The following is a 26,058-nucleotide window of genomic DNA, read 5'->3' on the forward strand; positions in this document are numbered from 1 at the left end:
ACATCACGTCGAACCAGAAGCAAGCCTAATCACCAGTCACACCAACCAAGGGGAACGCCATGACCGCAGTGACACCTATCCGGGCCGTTAAAGGTCCGGCCACCGAGTCCAGGCAGGGAGGGGCCGGTCCCGCAAAGCCGCTGCCTGTGTCGACGCCAACCCGCTCCGGCCAATCCACCGGGGCAACCCCTCCATCGCTGCGGCCAGTTAGCGAGGCTGCGGAGGTCAGGGCCATTACCCGCGGGACAGTTCAGGCTTCCATGGAGGTCCTCGCCGGAATCCGCCCCATCCAGCAGTTGGCGCGGCGCCTGGACCCGCGCTGCCTGGCATCGCTGCAGCACCGGGCAGCGCTGATCAGGCGCGAGCTCACCAGGACCGGCAATCCTGCATTGGCCCGGCTCCACCGGAATTCAACAGTCCGCTCCGTGCGGGTCTGTGAAGTGGCCGACGGAATCTATGAGGCCAGTGCTGTAGTGGTGGATGATGTGCGGGCCCGTGCCGTAGCTGTCCGGCTTGAGCGCAGCAAGCAGGTGTGGCGGGTTGTTGAACTTGTCATCGGCTGACCCGTCGAAATACCTGGGGCGTGCGGTGGTACGGAACAGGCGACGCGCAAACAGGGCAGGGACGCGTCCGTCCCTGCCCTGTTTGCCGCCGTCGGCGGGTACCTGCAGCTGTCCTGCTAGCGCTTCTTCTTTTTCGCGGGGCGTTTGGCTGCATCCTGGGCAGCTGCCTTGGCAGGATTGCCGGAGCGACCGCTTCCGGCGCGCGTTTCCACGCGTGTCTGGGTTCCTCCACTTTCCGAGGGAGCCGTGTACTGCAGCTGCGCAGGCTTCTCGGGGGCTTCGAGGCCGGCGGCGTGAACCTGGGGGTCAACGTGCTCGGTATGCCCGCCGGCGGCATCCTGTACTACTACATCCTGGGCGGGGGTTACTTCCACCTCAAGGTTGTAGAGGAATCCAACGCTTTCCTCGCGGATGGCTTCCATCATGCTTTGGAACATGGCGAAGCCCTCGCGCTGGTACTCCACCAGCGGATCGCGCTGTGCCATGGCGCGCAGGCCAATCCCTTCCTTCAGGTAGTCCATCTCGTAGAGGTGTTCCTGCCATTTGCGTCCGATGACGGACAGGACCACCCTGCGCTCGAGCTCGCGCATGCTTTCGGAGCCGATGACCTCCTCGCGGGCCTGGTACACCAGGCGGGCGTCAGAGAGGATTTCCTCCTTCAGCAGCTCCACGGTAACCCTGGACTTGCCCCCGGCTTCCTCGATGATGTCTTCCGCCGAAACGCTGACCGGGTAGAGCGTCTTGAGGTTGGTCCACAGCTGGTGGAAGTCCCAGTCGTCACCGTTCCCCTCCGCCGTTGCGGCATCGATCAGCGCCGTAATGGTGTCTTCGATGAAGAACTGCACCTTCTCGTGCAGGTCATCGCCCTCAAGGATGCGGCGGCGGTCGCTGTAAATCGCTTCACGCTGACGGTTCAGGACGTCGTCGTACTTCAGCACGTTCTTGCGCTGCTCGGCGTTCCGGCCTTCCACCTGGCCCTGCGCGGACGCGATGGCACGCGAGACAAGCTTGGATTCGAGCGCGACGTCGTCCGGGACCGAGCTGTTCATCAGACGTTCCGCGGCTCCCGAGTTGAAGAGCCGCATAAGGTCGTCTGTCAGCGAGAGGTAGAACCGGGATTCCCCGGGATCGCCCTGGCGGCCGGAACGGCCGCGGAGCTGGTTGTCGATGCGGCGTGACTCATGGCGCTCGGTGCCCAGGACATAGAGGCCCCCGAGGTCCAGGACTTCCTCGTGTTCGTCCTTCACGGACTGTTTGGCAGCTTCAAGTGCCGCAGGCCAGGCTGCCTCGTATTCTTCCGAGTTCTCCTCGGGGTCCAGCCCGCGTTTGGCAAGCTCGGCCACGGCGGTGAACTCCGCGTTGCCGCCGAGCATGATGTCGGTGCCGCGGCCGGCCATGTTGGTGGCCACGGTGACCGCGCCCTTCCGGCCCGCCTGGGCGACAATGGCGGCTTCGCGGGCGTGGTTCTTGGCGTTCAGGACTTCGTGCCGGATGCCTTCCTTGGCGAGCAGCTTGGACAGGTACTCGCTCTTCTCCACGCTGGTGGTGCCCACGAGGACAGGCTGGCCTTTTTCGTGGCGTTCGGCGATGTCCCGCACCACGGCGTCGAACTTGACAACCTCATTCTTGAACACGAGGTCCGGCTGGTCTATCCGCTGCATGTCCCGGTTGGTGGGGATGGCCACCACGCCAAGCTTGTAGGTGCTCATGAACTCGGCCGCCTCAGTCTCGGCGGTGCCGGTCATGCCGGAAAGCTTGTCATACATGCGGAAGTAGTTCTGCAGGGTGACTGTGGCAAGGGTCTGGTTTTCCGCCTTGATCTCGACGCCTTCCTTGGCCTCGATCGCCTGGTGCATGCCTTCGTTGTAGCGTCGCCCGGCCAGGATGCGGCCGGTGTGCTCGTCAACGATCAGGACTTCGCCGTCCAGGATGACGTAGTCCTTGTCCCGCTTGAACAGTTCCTTGGCCTTGATGGCGTTATTCAGGAACCCGATCAGCGGCGTGTTCGCGGATTCGTACAGGTTGGAGATGCCAAGGTAGTCCTCGACCTTTTCAATTCCGCTCTCCAGGACGCCGACCGTGCGCTTCTTTTCATCGACTTCGTAGTCTTTGTCCGGCTGCAGCCGGAGCACCACTTTGGCGAACTCGCTGTACCAGCGGTTGGTGTCCCCCTGGGCAGGGCCGGAGATGATGAGCGGCGTACGCGCTTCATCGATAAGGATGGAGTCGACTTCGTCGACGATGGCGAAGTTGTGGCCGCGCTGGACCAGTTCGTTCCGGTCCCAGGCCATGTTATCGCGCAGGTAATCGAACCCGAACTCGTTGTTGGTTCCATAGGTGATGTCCGCGGCGTACTGCTGGCGGCGCACGGCAGGATCCTGGTTGGCGAGGATGACGCCGCTGGTGAGGCCGAGGAAGCGGTAGACACGGCCCATGAGTTCGGACTGGTATTCGGCCAGGTAATCGTTGACGGTGACCACGTGGACACCCTTGCCGGTGAGGGCGTTCAGGTAGGCGGGAGCGGTCGCCACCAGGGTCTTGCCTTCACCGGTTTTCATTTCAGCGATGTTCCCCAAATGCAGGGCAGCGCCGCCCATCAGTTGGACATCGAAGTGGCGCATCCCCAGGGTCCGCGAGGACGCTTCGCGCACGGCGGCAAAAGCCTCCGGAAGCAGGTCTTCGAGCTTTTCACCGTCCTGGTGGCGTTCGCGGAGACGGTCAGTCTCCTCACGCAACTCTGCGTCGGTAAAGGTCTTGAATGAGTCTTCGAGGGCGTTGATGGAATCGGCATAGTTCCGCAGCTGCCGGAGTGTTTTCTTGTCACCCGTGCGGAGAATTTTTTCGATAAGTGATGCCACGTGAAGATGCTCCCAGTCTGATGCCGCCGAATTCTGGCGTGTTCAGTCTACGGGAGAGACACGCGGCCGGTGCCCCCTTTTCCCTGAGAGCGGATACTCCTTACAGCCGTGCCAGCTCATGGGCAAGCCTTGCAGCGAGGTCTCCTGCCGGACCCACTTCCACATCCGGCAGGCCAAGCCACTGACTCATCAGCCTCAGCTCGGCAGCGAGTTCGACGGCGGTGTCCGCGGGTGCGTCCGGCTCGGCAAAGGCGGCTCTCACCAGCAGACGGCCACCCGACCGGTCCGCCTTCAAGTCAACCCTGGCCACCATCCTGTCGCGCAGCAGGAACGGCAGGACGTAATAGCCGTAGCGCCGTTTGGGCTCCGGGGTGTAGATCTCGATCCGGTAATGGAAGCCGAACAGTTCCAGCAGGCGCCGGCGTTCAAAGACCATGGAATCAAACGGGCTCAACAGGGCCCGGCCGGTGGCACGCCGCGGGAGTACAGCCTCGACATGCCGGAACACGTCCCTCCCCCACCCCGGCACGTTGACCGGTTCCAGCCTGCCCTGCTCCACCAAGTGCGCAACGGCGAGCGCCGTTGCCTTGACGGGCGTCCGGAAGTAGTCGGCGAAGCAGCGGATGCTTCCGATCCCATGCGCCCGCGCCGCCGCTTCGGTCAGCCGGCGGAGCGCAGCTGTTGGGTCGACTTCCCCTTCTGCTTCGGCAGGGCGTGGGAGGACTTTGGCTGTCAGCGTGTATCTGCGCTCGAATTGCCCGGTCCTCGAGGCTGCCGATACCAGCCCTTCTTCGAAGAGGTGTTCAAGGACCCGTTTCACCGCGTTCCAGTTCCACCCCCAGTCGACTGTCTGTTTTTCCTCAACGTGGCCAATCCGGGCGGTCAGTTCGGAGGCCGTCATGGGCCGGGACCTGGCCAGGACCGCCAGGATCCGGTCTGCGACGTCGTTGCGGAGCCCGGGATCCAGCCGGGAGGCGCCCACCCAGGAGCGCTTTTGCCACAGCAGCAGATCCTGGTAATGCTCCGGCCGGATGTAGCTCGCTTCGTGTGCCCAGTACTCCAGCATCCGGCGGGGGTGGCTGGCAGACATGCGCTGCAGGATGTCCCGGTCATAGTTGCCAAGGCGGGAATAGAAGGGCAGGAAATGGCTGCGGACCAGGACGTTCACGGAGTCGATCTGGACGAGCTGGAGGCGGGCAAAAGTACGGCCCACCGCCCGTGCTGTCACGGGGCCGGTGGGCCGTACTTTATGGAGTCCCTGCGCTGCCAATGCGATCCGCCGTGCCTGGTGAAGGCTCAGCGTTGCTGACAATTCAGTCCTCTCTGCTGGTGGTTTGGTCCACCCTAAGCGTTGGCGGCGGCGTCGTCGGAGCGGTAGGCAAGAATCTTTTCCTCCACCACGGTGTCTCCCGGCTCGCATTCATGGTCCAGCGTAATGACGCCATAGGTCCAGCCACGGCGGCGGTACACGACGGAGGGCGTGTTGGTCGCTTTGTCCACGAAGAGATAGAAGTCGTGGCCCACAAGCTCCATATTGTCTACGGCGTCGTCGAGGGAGAGTGATGCGGCGGGAAAGACCTTGCGCCGGATCAGCACCGGTGAGTTTCCGGCCGGGATGTCGTTGTCAACATCGTACGGCGATTTGTCTTCGGGGGCTGCCACCGCTTCATTCCGGTGGTTGGCCTCAAGATACAGCGGTTCATGGGCACTGGCGGGCTCGAGTGAGGCGGTGGCCTCACGGACAGCCTTGGGAGTGTGGCGGCCGTGGTGGACCTTCTTGCGGTCCTTGGCCCGCCGGAGCCGCTCAAGCAGTTTGTTGTAGGCGAGGTCAAAGGCGGCAAACTTGTCTGCGGCGCTTGCTTCGGCACGGATTACGGGTCCGCGGCCCAGGACTGTCACCTCGACGGTCAGCTGGTCGCCGGTCTGCCGGGCATTGGTCTCCTTGGAGACTTTCGCGTCGACCCGCTGGACTTTGTCGCCCAGCGATTCAATTTTCGCGATCTTTTCCCCGGCATACTCGCGGAACCGGTCTGAAACTGTCAGATTTCGTCCGCTGATCATAAACTCCATGGTGCCCTCCAAATGACTTCGGTGACACGACGGCGGCGCTTCCCTGGGCCGGGCTGTGTGACAGTCGAGCCCCTCTCCGAGCCGCCATCGAAAGGTACATTCTGTTCTTGGTACCCACCTCAGACGTTAGTTCATAGCCACCCGTTATTCATCCTTTCCCGGTTTATTTTTTTCTAAGTCATGCGGGCTTTCACGCGGCGCGGCGGCCCGGCAGCCCGGCTGCTGGGTATCGGGCGGGCGTGTCGCGGCAAGCACGACGGCGCCCCTCACCACAGCGCCGGCCAGGTGCAGTGCGCGGGCTGCTTCACCCACCGTGGCACCGGTTGTGAGGACGTCATCAACGATGATGCAGGGGCGCCCTGCCACCTTTGCCCGGGCCCCGGGCTTGACCCGCATGGACCCCCGGACGCGCTGGGAACGGGCTCCCCTCCCCAGGCCTTTTTGGCCGGCCACACCTCTTCCGCTGCCGGATCCGCGGGTGCCGGGGAGGACGGGGCCAGGCCTTGGAGTCTTGCCCAGCACATCCGCGACGTCGAGCCCTGGATGCTGCCGTGCCGCCGACTTCAGGAGCAGGTGGACCGGGCTGAAGCCCCGGCTGACGTAGGCCGGCGTGCTGGTGGGCACGGGGACCAGGAGGCATCGGCCGGGGCCAGGGACGGCGGCCCTGACTGCACCTGCGAGCGCCCGGCCAAGGCTTCTGCCAAGCTGAGGCTGGCCGTGCCGTTTGAACGACAGCAGTCCCTGCGCCAGCTCGTCCCGGTACACCCCCGCTGCCACGACGGGAAGCACGACGGAGCCGGCGACATCCATAAGGGCCGGAGCTCCGCTTTCGGCCCGGAATGGCTGCCTGGTCAGCTGGCGGATGCGGCTGGCACAGGATGGGCACAGGGTGCTGTCTTCGGCCCCGCAGCAGACACAGTCCACAGGGACGGCCAGGGCGAGCAGATCCGCCACGGCGCCGGCCAGCCAGTCGGCAAGGCGAAGGAGGGCGGCCGCGTGTTCACCCCGGTGCAGCGCCGCCCAGGGCGGGGGCGGTTGAAGGTCCGGATCCACCCTCCGGGTCCGCCGGTGGCCGGAACCGGCCGCGCCGTTCCTGCGGATGAGCCGTTTCATGGTTCCACTGTCGCCTGAAGCCCAGTCACAGTTGGAGGGCCAGCCCGGGCTATGTGCATAAGGCAGGCCCCATCGGGACGGCGGAGGCAGAACCTGGCGATACCGCCAACAGGGTGTCAGCCGGGAAACGCGGGGTCGATAGGGCCCTTGATCTGCGGGGACCAGCCATTGCCGAGGCGCTGGAAGATCCCTTCCCCGGACTGGACATAAATGTCGTCGGCGCCATTCCCGGCACTGATGGCTACCAGGCCCGGCCACGGGGCAAGCTGCTGCGGCTGTCCGGAGGTGAGGGACAGCAGCTCCGGTGTGACGTTGGAACCCGAAGCCCCCTTCATGACGGCAACGGTAATGCCATTCACCCACACCCCTTGATCAGGGTCGGTGCCGGATACCAGGGTGACGGGCGCGGTCAGTTCGCGCGGCGTGCCGTCGGCGGCGCGGATCATGCCTGTCACCTGCACCTTGGACTTCCCGTTCTGTTCGGATATGACCAGGGCGCGCACACCGTCGCGTGAGACGCGGAATTCCTTGACCGTGCGGCCGGCAAGCCAGGAGGGTGCCAGCGTCACGGACGGAACGGCGGCGCCCTCTGCCACTCCGGTGGGATGGAAAGCCACTACTTCCGTGGCTCCGGTGGCACCGGGTCCGGCCGTCCATACCCAGTCGGAGACACTGAAGGACGGGCGGGTGAGGGTGCTCCGGGTAGTCAAGGCGCGCGCAGACTGGCCGGGATTGATGCTGTACAGCGTGGTGCGGCCTTCATTGAGGAAGGCAGCCGTCTGTGACACCGGGGATTCCGCCGGATAGCGGGGGTTGAGCGCAGACACCGGCTGCATGTCAGGCAGCGGCGAGACGCGGTTGTTTTCATAGCGCACCAGTTCGTTGCCGCTAATGGCGATCTGGCGTGAGGGCACGGTCCTGTCCAGCACCGGAGGAAGAACGGACCCGTTGTCCTCCACCCGGACCAGGTCCTGGTTGGCACGGAGTTCAACATTGACCACGTCAGGCTGGCTGCGGAATGTCAGGGTCAGCTGCATCTGCATGCGGAGCCGGTCCTCCGCCGATGTTTCCGTCAGCTCCTTGGCTGTCAGGTCCACCTGTGCGGCCCCGGACACCACCGGCACGGATTCCCGGGCGAGCTTGATCCCGGAAGGGAAGGCACTGGCGACGGCGCCGCGCAGATACGGGGCGGGCCCGGCCAGCAGGGCACTGGTCATTGCTTTGACGGTCTTGTTCTTCAGGAACCAGCGGACGTCCGGGATGGCATAGGTGAAGGTGGGGTCGTAAAAGTAGATGGGGTAGGCACCGTAGATCACCTTGAACGTTTCCTCGGCAATGGCGGTCCCGTCGGGAATCGCCGAAATCCGCCACTCTCCATCCACCTGGGTCACCGTCACCGGGATGCGCTCCACGGTTCCCGGGGGCGACTGGGTGGCTATGCCGTCGGCGTCCACCGTGTAGGACACATCGAGCTCGTAGTTGAAGACGTTTTCCGTGCCCGTGGGCACAACGCGCGCCTCCCGGTATACCAGCGCGCGTTTGTCCGGTTTCCAGGACACAGCCGAGGCCTGGGTCAGGTACTGGCGGGCCACCGCATAGTCGTCCTCGTAGCCACTGCCTGCCCGGTAGAAGTAATCGATGATGGTCTCGGGTGATGCCCCGGGCTGCGGCGCTGCCGGGAGGAACACGGGGGCGCTGACGTTGCCGGCGCTGCTTTCGCTGCTTTTTCCCACCGGACCGGACGTGGGGATCCGTGCGCAGCCGGACAAGAGGACGATCAGCAGGGCAAGCAGTGCCGCCGGGTACTTCGCCAGGCGCACGGTGGCCCTCATGGTGTCTCCTCGGGCGCGCGCACCGGAGCAGGCCGGGCCGCTCCCGCCTGCAGCACCAGCATGTTTTTGTAGTCCTGTTCCGCGGGAACGCTCCCCGGTGCTCCGGGATTGGTGACGTCCTTTGGCTCCAGCTGGACGGGCGACTCAGTGATGCCACCGTCCTGGCGCAAGGGAAGGGTCAAACGGAAGTTGGCGCCGTCGCCTTTCCTGCCCCAGGCCTGGAGCCAGCCGTGGTGCAGCTTCGTATCCTCCATGGCGATGGACAATCCCAGCCCGCTGCCGCCCGTGGTGCGTGCGCGGGCAGGGTCGGCTCGCCAGAACCTGTCGAAAACCCTGGCGGCCTGTGCCTGGTCCATCCCGATCCCGTGGTCGCGGACAGCGACGCCCACGGCAGTTTCATTGACCGCGACCGTGACGGCCACCGGCTTGCCCTCACCGTGCTCCACCGCGTTCAGGATCAGGTTCCGCAGGATCCTGTCGATGCGCCGGGCGTCCATCTCCACCACCACGGCGCCCTCGGGAGCGGTCAGGACAATCTCCGAACCGTATTCAGCCGCCACCGGCGCGGCGCCTTCAATGACGTGGGAGATCACTTGGAGAAGGTCCTCGGGTTCAGCATCCAGCACGGCCACGCCGGCGTCGAAGCGGCTGATTTCGAGGAGGTCGGAGAGGAGGGACTGGAACCGCTCCACCTGGTTGTACAGGAGCTCTGCGGACCGCTTGTTGATGGGGTCGAAGTCATCGCGGGCGTCGTACAGGACCTCTGCCGCCATGCGCACGGTTGTGAGCGGCGTCCGGAGCTCGTGCGACACATCGGACACGAAGCGCTGCTGCATCTGGGAGAGCGTCGCCAGCTGGGTGATCTGCTCCTGCAGGCTGGCGGCCATGTGGTTGAAGGAAGCGCCAAGGCGGGCCACCTCGTCCTCCCCCTTGACCACCATGCGCTCCTGCAGCTGCCCGGCGGCGAGCTTCTCCGAGACCATCGCGGCATGGCTGACCGGGCTCACCACGTTGCGGGTGACGTACCAGGCGACAGCGCCGATCAGGAGGACCAGCACCGCACCGCCGGCCCACAGGACGCTTTGGATCTCGTTAAGCGTCTGCTGCGCTGTGTTCAGGTCGTAGATCAGGTATAGCTCGTAGACAGTGCCGTTGAAGGTCACCTTGTTGCCGACCGCGATCCCCGGCCGGTCCTCCGTGCCCACGGGGATGACGGTGGAAGCCCAGTACTGGTCCTTCCCCGACTGCTGGACGGCCTTGCGCAGCTCAGGGGGAATGACGCTGACCGTCAGTTGGTCGGATGCCCGCGACTCAACCCACCGGTTGCGGGGCTTGGTCTGTTCCGGCATCGCCTCGAAGACGTACCGGCGCTGGATCACTGAGCCCCGGCCCTCCACCGCGTTCAGGGTGTCGTAGACCAGGGTGATGACGCTGGACTGGTCGGTGACCTGGGCGCCGTCGAACGTTTCCTGGACCTGCTTGACGTTGTAGCGGGTCTCGGACTCCGCCTGCGTCAGCCGCTCCTGGAACAGGTTGTTGGCAATCTGGTTGGACAGATAGGCACCGACCACGGCGAACGAGGTCACGGCGAGCATCAGGGTGGTGAGAACGGTGCGGAATTGAATGGACCGGCGCCAGCGCCGCTGCAAGGCCCGCCCAAGGTACCGCAGACCGGGAAGGAAGCGCCGGACTCCCGTCCGGACGAGCCGGGCGACGCGGAGGGCCACAATCAGGGCACGCCGCTGCCAGATCCTTGCCCGGAACGCCATGTGCCGCAGCCCGGGAGTGGCGGCGTCGCCGGCTTCCGGCGCGTCCTGGACGGCGCCGTCCTGTTTCACGGCATCCGCGGAGTCCGGGGTTGGGCGCTGATCCGGTTCCCCGTCCTGCGCGGCGGGGTCAGACCCCTGCTTTATAGCCGACACCACGCACCGTCAATACGACTTCCGGAGCTTCCGGGTCCTGCTCGATCTTGGACCGCAGGCGCTGGACATGGACGTTGACAAGCCGGGTGTCAGCGGCGTGGCGGTAGCCCCAGACCTGCTCCAGCAGCAGTTCCCGGGTGAAGACCTGCCAAGGCTTGCGGGCCAGCGCCACCAGGAGGTCGAACTCCAGCGGCGTCAGGGAGATCCGCTCATTGCCCCGGCTGACCGTGTGCCCGGCGACGTCGATGGTGATATCCGCGATGCGCAGCGTTTCGGGGGCTTTCTGGTCCCCCGGGCGAAGGCGGGCACGCACGCGTGCCACCAGCTCGGCAGGCTTGAACGGCTTAGGCACGTAGTCGTCAGCCCCGGATTCCAGCCCGCGGACGACGTCTGAGGTATCGGACTTGGCGGTCAGCATGACGATGGGCACGTCCGACTCGCCGCGGATCTGGCGGCAGACCTCGATGCCATCCATACCGGGAAGCATGAGATCGAGCAGGACCAGGTCCGGCCGCGATGACCGGAACACGTCCAGGGCCTGGGCGCCGTCGGCGCAAAAGACCGGCTCGAAGCCGTCATTACGGAGGACAATTCCAATCATCTCGGCCAGCGCTTCGTCATCATCTACCACCAGAATGCGTGCCTTCATAGCTATATATTCCCTTATCGGGATGGGTTTGTCCTGTTGAGCGGCTTCCGGCATGGCGGGGCACTAGGCCGTCCGGCGCCGGAACTATAGTCTTGGGGTCATGCCCCGCGTGGCCGGTGCGCCCTTTTGCCGGGTGCATTTCCGGCGCAGGAGCAGGCGGACTGGTATTGGGGGAGGAATCAGTGTCACCACAGGAGTCGGGGCCCGGGGAGCCGGCGCAGGAGCAGCCAGGCGTTGGACACGACGACGTCGGGCCGGCTTCCGCAGGCGGGCCCGGGCCGGTGCCGCCCGCCCGGGAACAGCAGTGGGACCAGCCCTGGACGCCGCCCGAGGGCCGGCAAGCAGGCCCCTGGCCGGGAACCGAGCCGCGGCAGCAACCGCAGTGGCAACAGCAGCCCGGACAGCACCCGCCCCGAAATGCCCCGTACCCTGGCGCCCCGTCCCCCGGAGCCTTCCCATCCGGCGGCCAGTCCTACGGGACCCCGGGATACAGCGGCCAGCCTTACGGCGGACCCCCAGATATCCGGTCGCCGTATTCCGGCGGTTCCTACGGCGCCTGGCCCTCAGCGCAGCCCAGGTATGCAGCCCCGCCCAAACCCGGGATCATTCCGTTGCGGCCGTTGTTGTTCGGGGAGGTCCTGGACGGTTCCTTCCAGGCCATCAGGCGCAACGCCAAGGCGATGCTCGGCGCCGGCCTCCTGGCGCAGTCCCTGTCAGCCATCCTCGCGGCGGTGCTAACGGGAGTTTTCGCGACGTCGTCAGGGTCCATCGAAGCCTGGGCCCGGACGGCGAGCAACACCGATATCGCTTCCCTGGGATTCGGGCTGATGGCCACCTTCGTCCTGCTGTCCATCCTGTCCGTCTTCATCACCGTTGTCCTCCAAGGTGCCATGGTGGTCCCGGTGGCCCGGTCCGTCCTTAACCAGCCCACCGGCTTCCGGCGCATGCTGTCGTTGGCGCGTCCAAGGTTTGGGTCACTGATCAGGTTGGCGGCGCTGCTGGTTGCAGCCGTGCTGGCCACGGCGATCGTTTTCGTCGCCGTCGTCGTGCTCCTGTTCTCCAACGTGCGTGGCGCGGGAGCCCTGCTGGTCATCCCCCTGATGCTGGCCTTCGGCGCCGGGTTCCTCTGGGTGGCGGTCAAGCTCATGGTGGCGCCCGCCGCCGTCGTTATCGAAGAACTCGGGGCGTTTGCCGGCCTTCGCCGGTCCTGGAAACTGACCAGGGGCAACTGGTGGCGGATCTTTGGCATCACCCTGGTGGTGGGGATCCTGGTGGCCGTCATCACCCAGGTGGTCCTGATCCCGGCCAGCATCCTGCCAACGGTCCTCTCCGGGGTGGTCTCGCCGCACGGCGGCAGCGGGCAGGAAGCAACGCTCGCCGTGGCCGTCGGCATCTTCACCGCGGTGGTCGGTGCCCTGGTGGGCGCGGTCGGTTACGCCTTCCAGACGTCAGTCATGGCGTTGCTCTACATGGACCTGCGGATGCGCCGGGACGGCCTGGACATTGCGCTGCTGCACCAATTGGAGAACGGCGCTGATCCTGACGGCATCCCGGGCCGGGGCGCGCACCCCGGCAACAACCGCCCGTATCCCGGATATGGAGCCTCGCCTGGAGCCTGGCCTTATGGCGGCTGAGCCACCCGTGCGTCCGGGTGCCGGGGAGGCACGGCGCTGGGCGGAGGAGGAATTGGCCAAACGGGAGTACCGTGATGCCGCCCCCTCATGGCTCGGCACCCTGTGGCGGAACTTCCTGGACTGGCTGCAGTCCCTGGACGGCTCCCAGGGAGACGCTGCCCCGGTGCCAAGCCCCGTCATCGCCCTCGTTATTGCCGCCATCATCGCGGCTGCCGTCATCCTGGCCCGCCCCCGCCTGCACGCCCGGTCCCGGCAGGCCAGGGACGTCTTCGAACGGGAACCCACCCTTGGTGCCACCGACTACCGGGCCCGTGCGGAAGCGGCGGCCGCCGCCGGAAAGTGGGGGGACGCCGTCGTCGACCGCTTCCGCGCGGTGGTCCGGAGTGCGGAGGACCGGGCCATCCTGGACCCGCAGCCCGGCCGCACTGCCGACGAAGCGGCCCGGGCCTTGTCCGTTCCGTTCAACAGCCAGTCCGGGCGCCTTGCCCGGGCAGCGGCCACTTTCGACGGGGTCCGCTACGGAAACAGGGCGGCCGACAGCGGGGACTACCGGCAGATGGTGGAGCTTGATACCGCCTTGGACGCCATGAAGCCCGCCACCGCCGGCACTGCGGCGGTGACGCCGTGACCGGCCTTCCCGCCATCGGCGAGAAACCCCGGGACGCGGGCAGGGAACCGGACGGTGGCAAGCAACCGGCCACCGGATCCGTGGCTGACAACCGGAGGATTCGGGGTTGGCTGCGGCGGCACCGCGGCCTGACCGCGGCGGCAATGGTGGTGGCTGCGGGGCTGGCACTTGTCGTGGGCACGCAACTCGCTCCGAAGGGTGACGCCGTTCCCCTCTCGGTCCACAATGCCGCGCCGGAAGGGGCCAGGGCGCTGGCGCAGATCCTGGGCCGGCACGGGGTTTCCGTTCACACACCCGGCCGGTTCGATGCAGCGCTGGCGGACCTGCGCTCCGGCTCCTCCCCCACCCTCCTGCTCTACGACAGGAACGGCATCCTGGGTGCGCAGCAGCTGGCCGACCTGAGAGCGGAGGCAGACCGGGTGGTGGTGCTCTCCCCACGGCTGGAGACGCTCACCGCCCTTGACAGCGGCATCCACCAGGCCGGCGTTGTTCCCGATGCCTTCCCGATCCTCGATGCCGGGTGTTCCCACCCTGACGCGGAAGCTGCGGGACAGGTCACGGGACAGGGAGGATTTGTGTACGACGGCGGCACGTCCTGTTTCCGGACAGCAGGAACCGCCGGAATGCTTGCCATCAGCGGCGATGGCCGCCTGGCCGTGCTGGGCAGCACGGCCGTCCTGGGCAACGGGAGGCTGGACGAACTGGGAAACGCCGCGCTTGCCACCAGGTTGCTCGGCGCGTCGCCTGACCTGGTCTGGTACTTGCCCTCGATTGAGGACGCAGCATCCAACGGATCCGGGAAAACCCTCGATGACATTGCTCCGGCCTGGGCCCGCTTCCTGGGCCCCTGGCTGCTCCTGGTGGCGGTGACGGCCGTCGTGTGGCGGGGCCGGCGGCACGGGCCGCTCGTATTCGAGCCGTTGCCGGTGGTGGTCAAGGCTGTTGAGACGGCCGAGGGACGTGCCCGGCTCTACCAGGACGCGCGCGCCATCGACCAGGCACGGGACAACCTCCGGGCCGGCCTGCTGGTCCGGTTGTCCGGGAAGCTGCGGATGGGACCAGGCGCCACCGCCGAGGACACGATTTCGGCAGCAGCCCGGATCCTGAACCGGGACGCCACTGAAGTCCGCGCGCTGATCAACGAACGCCCCGCAACCGAGGCCCGGCTGGTTGCCTGGTCGCAGGCCTTGGACAAACTCGAGAAAGAGGTCAAGATCCGATGAGCGAACAGAGCAGTGGCCAGCGGGTCCTTAATACGGTTGACGACGACGGCGCACGGCAGGCGCTGCTTGCGGTCCGCCGGGAGGTGGCCAAGGCGGTGGTGGGGCAGGATGCCACCGTCACCGGCCTCCTGATTGCACTGCTTTCCCAGGGGCATGTGCTGCTGGAGGGCGTCCCCGGAGTTGCAAAGACCCTGCTGGTCCGGGCGTTGTCCTCCGCGCTGAGCCTGGACACCAAGCGGGTGCAGTTCACCCCCGACCTCATGCCGGGTGACGTCACCGGTTCCCTGGTCTACGACTCGCACACCTCCGAGTTCAGCTTCCGGGAAGGACCGGTCTTCACCAACCTCCTGCTGGCGGACGAGATCAACCGGACTCCTCCAAAGACCCAGGCTTCACTCCTCGAAGCCATGGAAGAGCGGCAGGTGTCTGTGGACGGCGTCTCCCGGCGGCTGCCCTCGCCATTCCTGGTGGCGGCCACCCAGAACCCCGTGGAGTACGAGGGGACCTATCCCCTGCCTGAGGCACAGCTGGACCGGTTCCTCCTGAAGCTCACCATGCCGCTGCCTGAACGCAGGGATGAGATAGAAGTCATCCGCCGCCACGCCGCCGGGTTCGATCCGCGGGACCTGGCTGCCGCCGGCGTCCGGGCCGTGGCCGGCGCGGAGGACCTGGAACAGGCGCGGGAGGCAGTGGGCCGGGTGGCGGTGGAACCGGAAATTATCGGCTACATCGTTGACCTGGTGCGCGCCACCCGGTCAGCGCCTTCATTCCAGCTTGGCGTCTCACCGCGTGGCGCCACCGCCCTGCTGAACACGTCAAGGTCGTGGGCGTGGCTCTCCGGCCGCTCTTTCGTGACCCCGGACGACGTCAAGGCGCTGGCTTTGCCCTGTTTGCGGCACCGGGTGGCGCTGCAGCCCGAAGCGCAGATGGACGGGGTCCGGGTGGACGACGTCCTGGGCAGCATCCTGGCCGCCGTCCCCGTTCCGCGCTGATGGCCATCTCCGGGCGCTTCGTGGCAGTGGCGCTGCTGGGACTTGTACCGGTACTGCTGTTCCCGGAATGGCTGACGGTCCTGGCCACGATCGCGGTGCTTGTGGGACTGCTGGGGGCCGACCTGCTGGTGGCGGCGCCACTCCGGCAGGTCAATCTGGTGCGTGCCGAACCGGAGAACGTAACCCTGAACAATGCGGTGGAGGCGGCGCTCACCATCCGTAACGGCGGCAGCAGGCGGCTTCGGGGATCGTTCCGGGACGGGTGGCAACCTTCCGCCGGTGCCCGGAACCCCGTCCAGGACATTGATGTCCCGGCCGGGGAAGGCAGGCGGTTCGCGGTTCGGCTCCGGCCGGTCCGGCGGGGTGACCTCTCAGCGCCGCACGTGACGCTTCGGTCCTTTGGTCCGCTGCACCTGGCGGCCCGCCAGCGGACCATTGACTGTCCGGGCTCGGTGCGGGTGCTGCCGCCCTTCCATTCCCGACGCCACCTGCCGTCAAAGCTGCGGAAGCTGCGTGAACTTGATGGGAAGGCGGCAGTCCAGGTCCGGGGCGCGGGCACCGAGTTCGATTCCCTGCGGGACTATGTCCGCGGTGACGACGTACGCTCCATCGACTGGCGCGCCACTGCCCGGCGCTCCTCCGTGGTGGTCCGGACCTGGCGCCCGGAACGGGACCGGCGCGTGGTGATGGTCCTGGATACGTCACGTACCGCCGCAGCAAGGATCGTGGACGAATCGCGCCTGGACACCGGGATAGAGGCTGCGCTCCTTCTGGGTGTCCTGGCCGAACGGGGTGGCGACCGGGTGGACCTGGTAGCCTTCGACCGCAGGGTCCGGGCGCGGGCGGGCTCTGCCGGGCAGGGCAATATCCTGGGCCGGCTGGTCCAGGCCATGGCTCCGCTTGAGGCCGAGCTGATTGAGATGGATTGGCCTGCGGTCCCGGCCCAGGTCCGTGCTGTTTCGGCGCACCGGTCGCTGGTGGTGCTGTTGACGTCGCTGGACAGCGGGGCGCCGGAGGAGGGCCTGCTTCCCGTGGCGGAGCGGCTGGCGAGCCAGCATGTCGTGGTGGTGGCGGCTGTCCGCGACCCGCAGCTGGGCGCCATGCTCCGGGAACGGAACGATGCCACGGCGGTGTTCCGCGCGGCCGCGGCCGAGCGCGCCCTCCTGCAGCGGGCGGCGGTCTCAGCCGAGCTGCGCCGCTACGGGGTGGAAGTGGTGGACGCCGAGCCCCACGAGTTGCCGCCCCGGCTGGCGGACATGTACATCCGGCTCAAGGCTGCCGGTAGATTGTGAATCCGGAGGCTATCGTCCTCCCCCGGCAACAGGAGGTCCACTTCATGAACGTCCCGATCTACCAGCAGGCCCTGGGCCGGGAATTCTCCCGGCTGCAGCCCGAGCTCCAGGAGTACTTCTCGCTGGTCCCGGGATCCGGCCAGTACGGCGTAGGGGAAGGAACGTTCGACGTCGTGGGGTGCCGCCAGCGGTGGCTGCGCCCTTTGCTGAGGGTCACCGGGGGCGAAGAGGCCTTCTTCCCCGAGTACGGGGAGAACGTTCCGTTCCGGATCGAGAACCACGCCCACCAGGATCCGTTCGGCCGTTCCAGCCTTACCGCCCGGCGCGAGATCCGGTTCCCGGCGCGCACCCGGCTTTTCCAGGACACCACCAGCGTCACCAACCGGGGTGGCACCACCCAGCTGGTGGACTACGTGGGCAGATACCGGCGCCTGGTGACCGACCTGAACCTGAGCGTCACCGCTGCCGGAAGGCTGCGCGGTGTCTCAGAGGCGTCGCGGCTCTTCCTGGGCCCGCTCCGGGTCCCGCTTCCGGCAGGCCTGGACGCCAAGGCGTACGCCGAACAGTGGTGGGATCCCGCGGAAGGAAGCAACGGGCGGCACCGCATCCAGGTGAAGGTCATCCAGCCGCAGATCGGCCTGGTGCTGGTGTACGCGGGCGCCTTCGATTACCGGCTGCGGCCCTACACTGGCGGCAGTTCCGCCCAAAGCTTCGTGCCCCGCTACGCCCAGCCGGACCGCTGGGAGAACAGGGTGTAGCCCTATCCCAGCGCCTGCTGGTTCAGGCCGTCGGCCACCTGGATCAGCCGGCCCAGGACGGCGGTGGCCTGCGCAGGTGTGTGGCCTGCCAGTCCTGCTGAAGGCGTCACCCGGATGGCGCCAAGCAGCGACGGCGGAAGACCCAGCTGGCGCCACGGACGCCATACTGACTCCACGCAGTCGGCGACCCTGGGCAGCGGGGCGCCGGCGGGGACGTCCAGCGCACCGGCCCAGAACTGTTTCCCTGACTCCAGTGCTGCGGCAAGCTGTTCCCACTGGCGGTTGGTCAGTGCCTTGAGCGGCAGGGCGACGCCGTCCGCACCGGCCGCCAGGACCAGCTCGATCGGCGCTTCGATTTCAGGACATGAGACAACAACCTCAGCGGCACCGGCCGAGCGGAGGGCGTCCAGGACCAGGCGCCAGGATTCGCGCGCTTCCGATGCCGGCACTGCGCGGAGGGTGCGGTAACCGCTCGCCGTGGGTATGGTTCCGGCCAGCACGGCGGCGATGGCGGGCTCGTCCACCTGCACCACCAGGCGTGCACCCGGTACGGCCGCCGCAACCCGGCGAAGGTAACCGCCGACGCCCGCGGCAAGGGACGCGGCCACGTCCCGGCGGGCTCCGTAGTCCAGGAGGGCGCGCTCCCCGTTATGCAAGTGCAGGCCGGCGGCAAGGCTGAGCGGCCCCACCAGCTGCACCTTGAGTTCACCCGCCGACACGTCCTCGCCCCCGGCCACGTCGGCGAGGACATTCAGGTCGGTGGACAGCGCCGACACGGCACGCTGCATGTCCTTGCCGGGGCGGTCAACAAGCCGCCATCCGTAGGGCTGGACGTCCACCGCCAGCTCTTCCAGGAACGAGGCCGTACGGCCCAGGGCGTCTGAGCCGACACCGCGGTCGGGCAGTTCGGCGAGGAATGGCAGGTGCGGGCTACCGAGCTCGCCGCGGATGATCCGGGCGGCTTCCAGCGGGTCCTCGCCCGGCCACGGTCCCAGTCCGGTGGCCGTCACTTCCCTGGCTGTGACCTTCTGGAAGGGAGCCGCGGCCGGACGCGGGGCTGGGCCCCTTTGGTGCTGTTCCCGGCTCACGCCAGTGCGGAATTCTGCGGCTGCTGGCCCGACGAGGCCTGGTGGTCCTCGGCGATGGCCTCGTGATGGCGGATCACCTCGCCGATGATGAAGTTGAGGAACTTCTCTGCGAATGCCGGGTCAAGGTGGGCGTCCTCGGCGAGGCGTCGCAGCCTCGCGATCTGGGCTGCTTCACGTCCTGGGTCGCCGGCCGGAAGGCGGTGTGTTGCCTTCAGGAAGCCCACTTTTTGTGTGGCCTTGAATCGCTCGGCCAGGAGGTACACCAGGGTGGCATCAATGTTGTCGATGCTGGAGCGGATGGACAGCAGTTCAGCCATCACCGAATCGTCCACGTGGCCAGCCAGTGAGCTGGCGGAGGGATCAAAATCGTCGGAGCCAGGAGTGCTGGGGTTGTGCTGCGTCATGGCTCCAGTCTATGGGAGCCGACGGAATCGACGCGGGTGTGAAGCGCCGGTGCGGCCGTCCGCCGGCACCGGCGCCCCACACTGCGGGCCTGGAGGGTCAGATGCCCAGGAGTGCCCGGTGCTCCTCCCGGCGTTTGGCCTGTTCGGCCGGGTCCGGCACGGGCAGGGAGGCGATCAGCCGGCGCGTGTAGTCATGCTGGGGGTTCCCCATGACCTGGCTTCCGATCCCCTGCTCCACCAGCTTGCCCTTGTACAGCACGCCCACCCACGAGGACAGGATGTCCACTACAGCCAGGTCATGGCTGATGAACAGGCAGCCGAAGCCGAACTCCTCCTGGATGTCCCTGAACAGCTCCAGGACCTTTGCCTGCACCGAAACGTCCAGGGCCGACGTCGGCTCATCCGCTATCAGCAGCCGCGGGTTCAGGCTCAGCGCCCGCGCCAGTGATGCCCGCTGCCGCTGGCCGCCGGAAAGTTCGTGCGGGTAACGGGCCGCGTACGACGCCGGCAGCTGGACTGATTCGAGCAGCTCACCGACGCGTTTCCGCGCCTGGGCCGGGCTTGGATTTGTGTGGATGACCATAGGTTCGGCGATGCATTCCCCGATGGTCAGCTGCGGGTTAAAGGAGGCGGCGGGGTCCTGGAACACGAAGCCGATGTCCTTGCGGAGCGGCTTGAAAGTGCGTTCGCGAAGGTTGAGCATCTCATAGCCCAGCACCTTCAGGCTGCCGCCGGTGGTCCGGTTGAGCCCGGCGATCGCCCGCCCGATGGTGGTCTTGCCGGACCCCGATTCGCCCACCAGGCCGAAAACCTCACCCCTGGACAGGGTGAAGCTGACGCCGTCCACGGCCTTGAAGGCAGGGGTGCCGAGCCGCCCCGGATACTCGATGACCAGGTTGTCAGCAGCCACAAGGACTTCCTCATCCTGGTGGCGCCGTACGGTAAGGCCTGCGGACGCGGAATTCCGGCCCAGGTGCGGGACTGCAGCCAGGAGCTTGCGGGTGTAGTCCTGGCGGGGTTCAGCGAACAACGTCTTCGCCGGCGCTTCCTCCACAACGTCGCCCTGGTACATCACCACCACGCGGTCCGCCAGGTCAGCCACCACGCCCATGTTGTGCGTGATCAGCACTATGGACGTGCCGTACTTGTCGCGAAGGTCTCGCAGCAGCTCCAGGATCTCGGCCTGAACGGTGACGTCGAGGGCGGTGGTGGGCTCGTCGGCGACAATCAGTCCGGGGTTCAGCGCCAGCGCGGCGGCGATCACCACACGCTGCTTCTGCCCTCCGGAGAACTGGTGCGGGTAATAGTTGACGCGGTGTTCCGGGTCAGGGATGCCCACCTTGCGGAGCGCCTCGATTGCCCGTGCTTTGGCCTCCTTTGCCGAGACGCGGCCTCCGCCATCCACGGCGGCGTGGGCGCGAATCCCCTCGGCGATCTGCCAGCCCACTGTGAATACGGGGTTCAGGGCCGTGGACGGCTCCTGGAACACCATGGCCACATCCCGGCCGCGGATCTGCCGCAGCCGGTGCGGACTGAGGCTGATGATGTTGGTGCCGTTGATCAGGACCGCGCCGGAACTCGTGGCGGTTTCCGGGAGCAGGCCCAGGATGGTTTTGGCCGTGACGGTCTTGCCGGAGCCGGACTCCCCCACGATGGCAAGGACCTCACCCTTCCTGACGTTGAGGCTCACGTCCTTGACTGCGTGGACGTCGCCTGCGTCCGTGGCGAACGTGACCTGCAGGTGGTCGATGTCGAGCACGTGCTGGCCGGCGTTGGGCTGGTGTACCGGCGACGGGTCGATGTTGCCTGTCATGAATTCCTCACTTCTGCAGCGATGGCCTCATTGGCCACCGGGGCCGGCGCCGTGCCGCCGGCACGCTTGCGTCCGCGCAGGCGCGGGTCGTTCAGGTCATTAATGCTCTCCCCGACCAAGGTGAGTCCGACGACCGTCAGGACTATGGCCAAGCCAGGGAAGACACCGGTCCACCAGATGCCCGAGGAGGCATCGGAAAGTGCCTTGTTCAGGTCAAATCCCCATTCCGCAGCGGAGCTCGGCTCAATGCCAAAGCCCAGGAAGCCCAGCCCTGCCAAAGTCAGGATGGCTTCCGAGGCGTTGAGGGTGAAGATCAACGGCAGGGTCCTGGTGGCGTTGGCGAAAATGTGCCGGCCGATGATCCTGGCGCTGGAGGCGCCTACCACCTGCGCGGATTCCACGAACGGTTCGGCTTTCAGCCGTATGGTTTCGGCACGTATCACCCGGAAGTACTGCGGGACAAACACTGCGGTGATTGCCAGCCCGCAGGCGAGGATTCCACCCCAGAATCCGGACTGCCCCTTATTGATGGCGATGGACATAACGATCGCTACGAGGAGGGTCGGAAAGGCATAGATGGCATCAGCAACCACCACAAGAACCCGGTCCAGCCAGCCACCAATGTAGCCACTGACGAGCCCCAGAAATACCCCGAGGAAGATTGACATCACGACAGCGGCCACAAGCACCGCTGCGGCTGTCTGTGATCCCCAGATCACGCGTGACAGGACGTCGTAGCCTCCAACAGTCGTCCCCCATGGGTGCTTGCCACCGGGTTCCGCCTGGGCCGGAAACGAGCCTGCTTCATCGGAAATCTGGGAGAAACCATAGGGCGCCAGCAGCGGCGCGAAAACAGCAGCCACCACAAAAACAACACAAAGCACGACGCCGATCAGCAGCATCGTGCGCTGCAGGCCAACGCTTTGGCGGATGTGGGACGCCACCGGCAGGCGGTCGAGCAGCGGCTTTTTGGGGTGGGGCAGGGCTTCGTTATTCATCAGTACCTCACCCGCGGATCAATCAGGGCGGCCGCAATATCCACCACGAAATTGGTGACCGCAACGATGACGGCCAGAAGCATGACTATCCCCTGGACCGCAACAAAGTCACGCGCCGTCAGGTACTGCGCCAGCTGATACCCAAGGCCCTTCCACTCAAAAGTGGTTTCCGTCAGCACTGCGCCGCCGAGCATCAAGGCGATCTGCAGGCCCATAACGGTGATGATGGGGATCAGGGCCGGCTTGTAGGCATGCTTTGTCACAAGCCGGAATTCGCTGACTCCACGGGAGCGGCCGGCCTCAACATAATCCTTGCCCAGGGTGCCAATGACGTTGGTGCGGACCAGGCGCAGGAAAACACCGGCTGTAAGCAGGCCGAGGGCGACGGCAGGCAGAACCGCGTGGTGGACGATGTCGCCAAAAGCTGCCAGGTCACCGCTGCGCAGGGCGTCCAGCCAGTAGATCCGGCTGGGCGCTGCCAGCCTGCCCATCGCCAGTTCCGTTGTGGTGGATGCACGGCCCGCGACGGGGAACCAGCCCAAGCCTACGGAAAAGACCAGCTTCAGCAGCAGACCTGCGAAGAAGACAGGAGTGGCGTAGCAAAGAATGGCAAACAACCGCAGGAGGGCGTCCGGAACCTTATCGCGTTTGTGGGCGGCAAACATCCCCAGCGGAATCCCCACCAGCAGCGCCACGATCAAGGCATTGATGCTCAGTTCCAGCGTGGCGGCCCCGAAAGTGGTCAGCATCTCGATGACGGGCCGCCCGTCTGAGATGGTCCTTCCGAAGTTGCCTGTGGCGATGTTGCCAAGGTACTCGACGTACTGAATGAACAGGCTCCGGTCATAACCAGCCTGGTGGATCAACGCATCAATCTGCTCCTGCGGCAGGCGTCCGCCTTGGGATGCGGTGATGGGATCGCCAGTGATCCGCATCAGGAAGAAGACCAGGGTGACGAGGATGAAGATCGTCGGAAAGATAAGCAGGAAGCGGATCAGGATGTATCTCCCGAGGCCACCTCCGGCGGATTTGGATTTGGGCGGCGCTACCGTTGGCGGCGGCGCATCGATCATTGTGGCCATGCTGTCCCTGCTTGGTAAGAAAACGAAAGATGTGGGGCCAACAGTTAGGAGGCGGAGCCGCGCAGGCCCCACCTCCTAAGCTGGCGGATTGGTGATTACTTGGAAACGGTCCCGAGCCTGAACTTGAAGGATGCGTCCAATGTGGAATCCACGCCCTTCACGTTTTTCCCTGAAACGGCCACCTGGGCTCCCTGCAGCAGCGGCAGGGTGGAAATGTCCTTGGCCAGTTGGTTTTGAATGTCCTGGATAGTCTTAACACGCTCCGATTTGTCGGCAGTGACCAACTGCTTGGCAATCAGCGCTTCGACGTCGGTGTTGGAGTAGTGGTTGTTGAAGAAGCCGCCCTTAGGGAAGAAGGGGGTCAGGTAGTTGTCCGCATCACTGAAGTCCGGGAACCAGCCAAGCTGGAAGACGGGGTAGCTGTCCTTCTTCGATGCCGAGTTGTAGGTGACCCACTCGGTGGACTGCAGATCTACGGTAAAGAGGCCGCTCTTCTCCAATTGGTCCTTGACCATGGCATATTCGTCACCCGAGGACTTGCCATAGTGGTCCGGGTTGTACTGCAGTTTGAGATTGACCGGACCGCTGATGCCGGCGTCGCTGAGGACCTTCTTCGCCTTGTCCAGGCTCGGCTTGCCGCTTCCGTCGCCGTACGCCTGCTTGAAGGATTCGTTGGCGCCGAGGAAACCGGACGGAACATTGGACCACATGGGCAGATAGGTGCCCTTGTAGACCTGGTCGGAAATGGCCTGGCGGTCAACGAGGTTGGCCATGGCCTGCCGCACGGCCAGCGCCTTCTTAGGATCTGCTTCGGGAGTCTTGGCGCCGAAGGGCATGGTGTCGAAGTTGAAGACGATGTACCGCATCTCGCCGCCGGGGCCGACGTTGACCTTGACGTTGGAGTCCTTTTTGAGGTCGTCAATGTCCGTGGCGCTGAGGCTGCGGTTGGCAACGTCGATCTGCCCACCCTTGACTTCCAGCTTCATGTTGGTCTGGTCGGTGTAGTACTTAATGGTGGCGCCGGAATTGGCCGGTTTGCCGAGGACACCGTTGTAATCGGGCCAAGCCGTGAGGCTCACCAGCGTGTTCTTGTTGTAGGAGTCGATAACGTACTGGCCGTGGAAGGCCTTGGCCTTGACGATCTCCTCGTCACTGAGGAGTTTGTCCGCCGGGAAGACTTCATCGTCGACAATGGGGGCCGCGGGACTTTGCAGGATCTGGGTGAAGGTCTGATCGTTGGCCTGCTTGAGGGTGAACACCACTGTGGTGGCATCCGGGGTGGCAATGGACTGGATGTTGGTCAGCAGGGATGCAGGCCCGTTGGGATCAGCGATCTTGACCTGGCGGTCGAACGAAAACTTCACGTCTTTGGAGTCCAGTACGTGCCCATTGGCCCATTTAAGGCCGCTCTTCATCTTGACCGTGAATTCCGTGGGTTTAGTAAAGGAACCCGATTCGGCCAGGTCCGGTGTAGGTTCGGCGCCGCCGGGCTTGGAGTTCATCAGGAAGGAGTAGATCTGGTTCATCACCATGAACGAACCGTTGTCGTACGACCCCGCCGGGTCCAGGGCAGTGACTTTGTCGGTGGTGCCGTAAGCAATGATGCTGCCTGCACTTCCCGATGCTGTGCTGCTTCCGCCTCCGGACGGGCCTGTGCAGGCCGTCATTGCCAGCGCGGAAATGCCTGCCAGCGCGATCGCGCCATGCAGGGCTTTGTTGCTCTTCGTCATCTGTGAGCTTTCTGTCCGATGAGAACGTGCGCTCCGGGCACATGGGCGTGGGTGCCCCTGCCCCGGAGCACAGGGCTGATCCCTAGATTCAATCAGAGAGTCAGCCCTCGGGACGGCCAATTTGTGAGTTGAAACACAAAATTTATCTCATTGGTACCCCTGCCCACTGGTCGGACTGCGGATGCAGGCGCCTGAGGGACAGGAATCGGCCGGAAACGCCAAAGCACCGCCCCGGCGACAACCGGGACGGTGCTTTGGGATGGTGTGGCTAGAGCGCGGCGCGCTGCAGCGACCGGGCGGTGTCGATGGTGGCCTGGCCCAGTACCCGGCTGCCCTGGTAGAGCACCACTGTCTGGCCGGGGGCCACCCCCCTCAGGGGCGTCACCAGCCGGACCACCAGCTGGCCTCCGGCTCCGTCCGTGGCAGGCTCCATCCTGGCAGTGGCCGGCACCGGGTCCCCGTGCGCCCGGACCTGGGCGTAGCAGTCGAACTCAGCTCCCGTTTCCACCTCGGCGATCGGAAGTCCCGCCCAGGACACCTTGATGCCGCGGATCTCGTCGATCGCCAGCAGCGCCTCGGGACCCACCACCACCTTGTTTTCCTTGGGCCGGATTTCCAGGACGAAGCGGGGCTTGCCGTCGGCAGCGGGAGTTCCGAGTTTTAGTCCGCGCCGCTGGCCGACCGTGAACGCGTTGGCTCCCGGGTGCTCCCCCACCTTCGCGCCGGTCTCGTCGACAATGTCGCCGGTGGTCATGTCGATTTTTTCCGCAAGCCAACCCGCCGTGTCGCCGTCGGGAATGAAGCAAATGTCATGGCTGTCCGGCTTGTTGGCGACAGACAGGCCCCGCCGCTCCGCTTCGGCACGCACCTCGACCTTGGACGGGGTGTCGGCCAGCGGGAACATGGAGTGCTTGAGCTGTTCGTGGGTGAGGACGCCAAGGACGTAGCTCTGGTCCTTGGCCCAGTCCGCGGCGCGGTGCAGTTCCCGGTTACCGTGGGCGTCTTCGATCACCTTGGCGTAGTGGCCGGTGCACACGGCATCAAAGCCCAGGGCGATGGCCTTTTCCAGCAGGGCCGCGAACTTGATGCGTTCGTTGCAGCGCATGCAGGGGTTGGGCGTCCTGCCGGCCGCGTATTCATCGATGAAGTCCTGGACGACGTCTTCCTTGAAGCGCTCCGAGAAATCCCACACGTAATAGGGAATGCCCAAAACGTCGCAGGCGCGCCAGGCATCCCGGGAGTCCTCAATGGTGCAGCAGCCGCGGCTGCCCGTGCGCAGGGTGCCGGGCATGCGCGAGAGGGCCAGGTGGACGCCGACGACGTCGTGCCCGGCCTCCACCGCGCGGGCGGCGGCAACAGCGGAGTCCACTCCGCCGCTCATGGCTGCTAGTACTCGCATGCTGGCCTTC

21 protein-coding genes are annotated in these 26,058 nt (G+C 65.7%); 7 read left to right on the plus strand and 14 right to left on the minus strand.

What is annotated here, in order from left to right; genetic code table 11:
* Positions 1-59 precede the first annotated feature (59 nt).
* On the plus strand, positions 60-563 hold the full coding sequence (locus LDO86_RS12950; RefSeq protein WP_026265657.1) for an Rv3235 family protein: 504 nt from the start codon (positions 60-62) through the stop codon (positions 561-563).
* A 116-nt stretch (positions 564-679) separates the two neighbouring features.
* Here the strand turns inward: LDO86_RS12950 and secA are convergent, their stop codons facing one another.
* The 7 genes from secA to mtrA all read right to left on the minus strand — a co-directional run bounded on the left by secA (position 680) and on the right by mtrA (position 11,007).
* A complete protein-coding gene (gene secA, locus LDO86_RS12955) occupies positions 680-3,421 on the minus strand; it encodes a preprotein translocase subunit SecA (RefSeq protein ID WP_018768509.1) in 2,742 nt (913 codons plus the stop codon).
* A 100-nt stretch (positions 3,422-3,521) separates the two neighbouring features.
* A complete protein-coding gene (locus LDO86_RS12960) occupies positions 3,522-4,733 on the minus strand; it encodes a crosslink repair DNA glycosylase YcaQ family protein (RefSeq protein WP_026265658.1) in 1,212 nt (403 codons plus the stop codon).
* A gap of 32 nt (positions 4,734-4,765) precedes the next feature.
* Complete coding sequence (gene raiA, locus LDO86_RS12965; RefSeq protein WP_026265659.1) at positions 4,766-5,491, minus strand: ribosome-associated translation inhibitor RaiA; 726 nt, start codon at positions 5,489-5,491, stop codon at positions 4,766-4,768.
* A 144-nt stretch (positions 5,492-5,635) separates the two neighbouring features.
* A complete protein-coding gene (locus tag LDO86_RS12970; RefSeq protein ID WP_018768512.1) occupies positions 5,636-6,604 on the minus strand; it encodes a phosphoribosyltransferase family protein in 969 nt (322 codons plus the stop codon).
* A 116-nt stretch (positions 6,605-6,720) separates the two neighbouring features.
* Positions 6,721-8,436 (minus strand): LpqB family beta-propeller domain-containing protein, encoded by a 1,716-nt coding sequence (locus LDO86_RS12975; protein ID WP_018768513.1) that lies wholly within the window; start codon positions 8,434-8,436, stop codon positions 6,721-6,723.
* Positions 8,433-10,205 carry an MtrAB system histidine kinase MtrB gene (mtrB, locus tag LDO86_RS12980; protein ID WP_224084484.1) on the minus strand — a complete coding sequence of 591 codons (1,773 nt, stop codon included), beginning with the start codon at positions 10,203-10,205 and terminating at the stop codon, positions 8,433-8,435. Before mtrB ends, LDO86_RS12975 begins: the two co-directional genes overlap by 4 nt.
* A 127-nt stretch (positions 10,206-10,332) precedes the next feature.
* On the minus strand, positions 10,333-11,007 hold the full coding sequence (mtrA, locus tag LDO86_RS12985) for an MtrAB system response regulator MtrA (protein WP_018768515.1): 675 nt from the start codon (positions 11,005-11,007) through the stop codon (positions 10,333-10,335).
* 182 nt (positions 11,008-11,189) lie between these two features.
* On the opposite strand from mtrA, the gene LDO86_RS12990 reads away from it, so the two are divergent.
* The 6 genes from LDO86_RS12990 to LDO86_RS13015 are packed head-to-tail and all read left to right on the plus strand — an operon-like array spanning position 11,190 to position 17,534.
* On the plus strand, positions 11,190-12,641 hold the full coding sequence (locus LDO86_RS12990; protein WP_224084002.1) for a hypothetical protein: 1,452 nt from the start codon (positions 11,190-11,192) through the stop codon (positions 12,639-12,641).
* Positions 12,631-13,269: a DUF4129 domain-containing protein gene (locus LDO86_RS12995; RefSeq protein ID WP_018768517.1), complete on the plus strand. Its 639-nt coding sequence runs from the start codon at positions 12,631-12,633 to the stop codon at positions 13,267-13,269. Before LDO86_RS12990 ends, LDO86_RS12995 begins: the two co-directional genes overlap by 11 nt.
* Positions 13,266-14,492, plus strand: a complete 1,227-nt coding sequence (locus LDO86_RS13000) for a DUF4350 domain-containing protein (protein WP_018768518.1) — start codon at positions 13,266-13,268, stop codon at positions 14,490-14,492. Before LDO86_RS12995 ends, LDO86_RS13000 begins: the two co-directional genes overlap by 4 nt.
* Entirely contained in the window at positions 14,489-15,484 is a 996-nt protein-coding gene (locus LDO86_RS13005; RefSeq protein WP_018768519.1) for a MoxR family ATPase, read from the plus strand. The genes LDO86_RS13000 and LDO86_RS13005 overlap by 4 nt, the downstream gene beginning before the upstream one ends.
* Positions 15,484-16,776, plus strand: a complete 1,293-nt coding sequence (locus LDO86_RS13010; RefSeq protein ID WP_018768520.1) for a DUF58 domain-containing protein — start codon at positions 15,484-15,486, stop codon at positions 16,774-16,776. Before LDO86_RS13005 ends, LDO86_RS13010 begins: the two co-directional genes overlap by 1 nt.
* A gap of 44 nt (positions 16,777-16,820) precedes the next feature.
* Positions 16,821-17,534 (plus strand): DUF4166 domain-containing protein, encoded by a 714-nt coding sequence (locus tag LDO86_RS13015; protein ID WP_018768521.1) that lies wholly within the window; start codon positions 16,821-16,823, stop codon positions 17,532-17,534.
* 2 nt (positions 17,535-17,536) lie between these two features.
* Here LDO86_RS13015 and LDO86_RS13020 read toward each other — a convergent pair whose 3' ends face one another.
* From LDO86_RS13020 to mnmA, 7 genes are all read right to left on the minus strand, one after another.
* On the minus strand, positions 17,537-18,544 hold the full coding sequence (locus LDO86_RS13020) for a hypothetical protein (RefSeq protein WP_018768522.1): 1,008 nt from the start codon (positions 18,542-18,544) through the stop codon (positions 17,537-17,539).
* 74 nt (positions 18,545-18,618) lie between these two features.
* The gene (locus tag LDO86_RS13025) at positions 18,619-19,026 is read right to left on the minus strand and encodes a chorismate mutase (RefSeq protein WP_018768523.1); all 408 of its coding nucleotides are present in this window, start codon (positions 19,024-19,026) and stop codon (positions 18,619-18,621) included.
* 97 nt (positions 19,027-19,123) lie between these two features.
* Entirely contained in the window at positions 19,124-20,839 is a 1,716-nt protein-coding gene (locus LDO86_RS13030; RefSeq protein ID WP_018768524.1) for an ABC transporter ATP-binding protein, read from the minus strand.
* Positions 20,836-21,837, minus strand: a complete 1,002-nt coding sequence (locus LDO86_RS13035) for an ABC transporter permease (RefSeq protein WP_018768525.1) — start codon at positions 21,835-21,837, stop codon at positions 20,836-20,838. Before LDO86_RS13035 ends, LDO86_RS13030 begins: the two co-directional genes overlap by 4 nt.
* Complete coding sequence (locus LDO86_RS13040; RefSeq protein ID WP_018768526.1) at positions 21,837-22,919, minus strand: ABC transporter permease; 1,083 nt, start codon at positions 22,917-22,919, stop codon at positions 21,837-21,839. Before LDO86_RS13040 ends, LDO86_RS13035 begins: the two co-directional genes overlap by 1 nt.
* Before the next feature lie 95 nt (positions 22,920-23,014).
* Positions 23,015-24,649 (minus strand): ABC transporter substrate-binding protein, encoded by a 1,635-nt coding sequence (locus tag LDO86_RS13045; RefSeq protein WP_018768527.1) that lies wholly within the window; start codon positions 24,647-24,649, stop codon positions 23,015-23,017.
* A gap of 268 nt (positions 24,650-24,917) precedes the next feature.
* Entirely contained in the window at positions 24,918-26,048 is a 1,131-nt protein-coding gene (gene mnmA, locus LDO86_RS13050) for a tRNA 2-thiouridine(34) synthase MnmA (RefSeq protein WP_026265662.1), read from the minus strand.
* Positions 26,049-26,058: the final 10 nt, after the last annotated feature.

The organism is Arthrobacter sp. StoSoilB19, assembly GCF_019977275.1.
Lineage (GTDB): Bacteria > Actinomycetota > Actinomycetes > Actinomycetales > Micrococcaceae > Arthrobacter.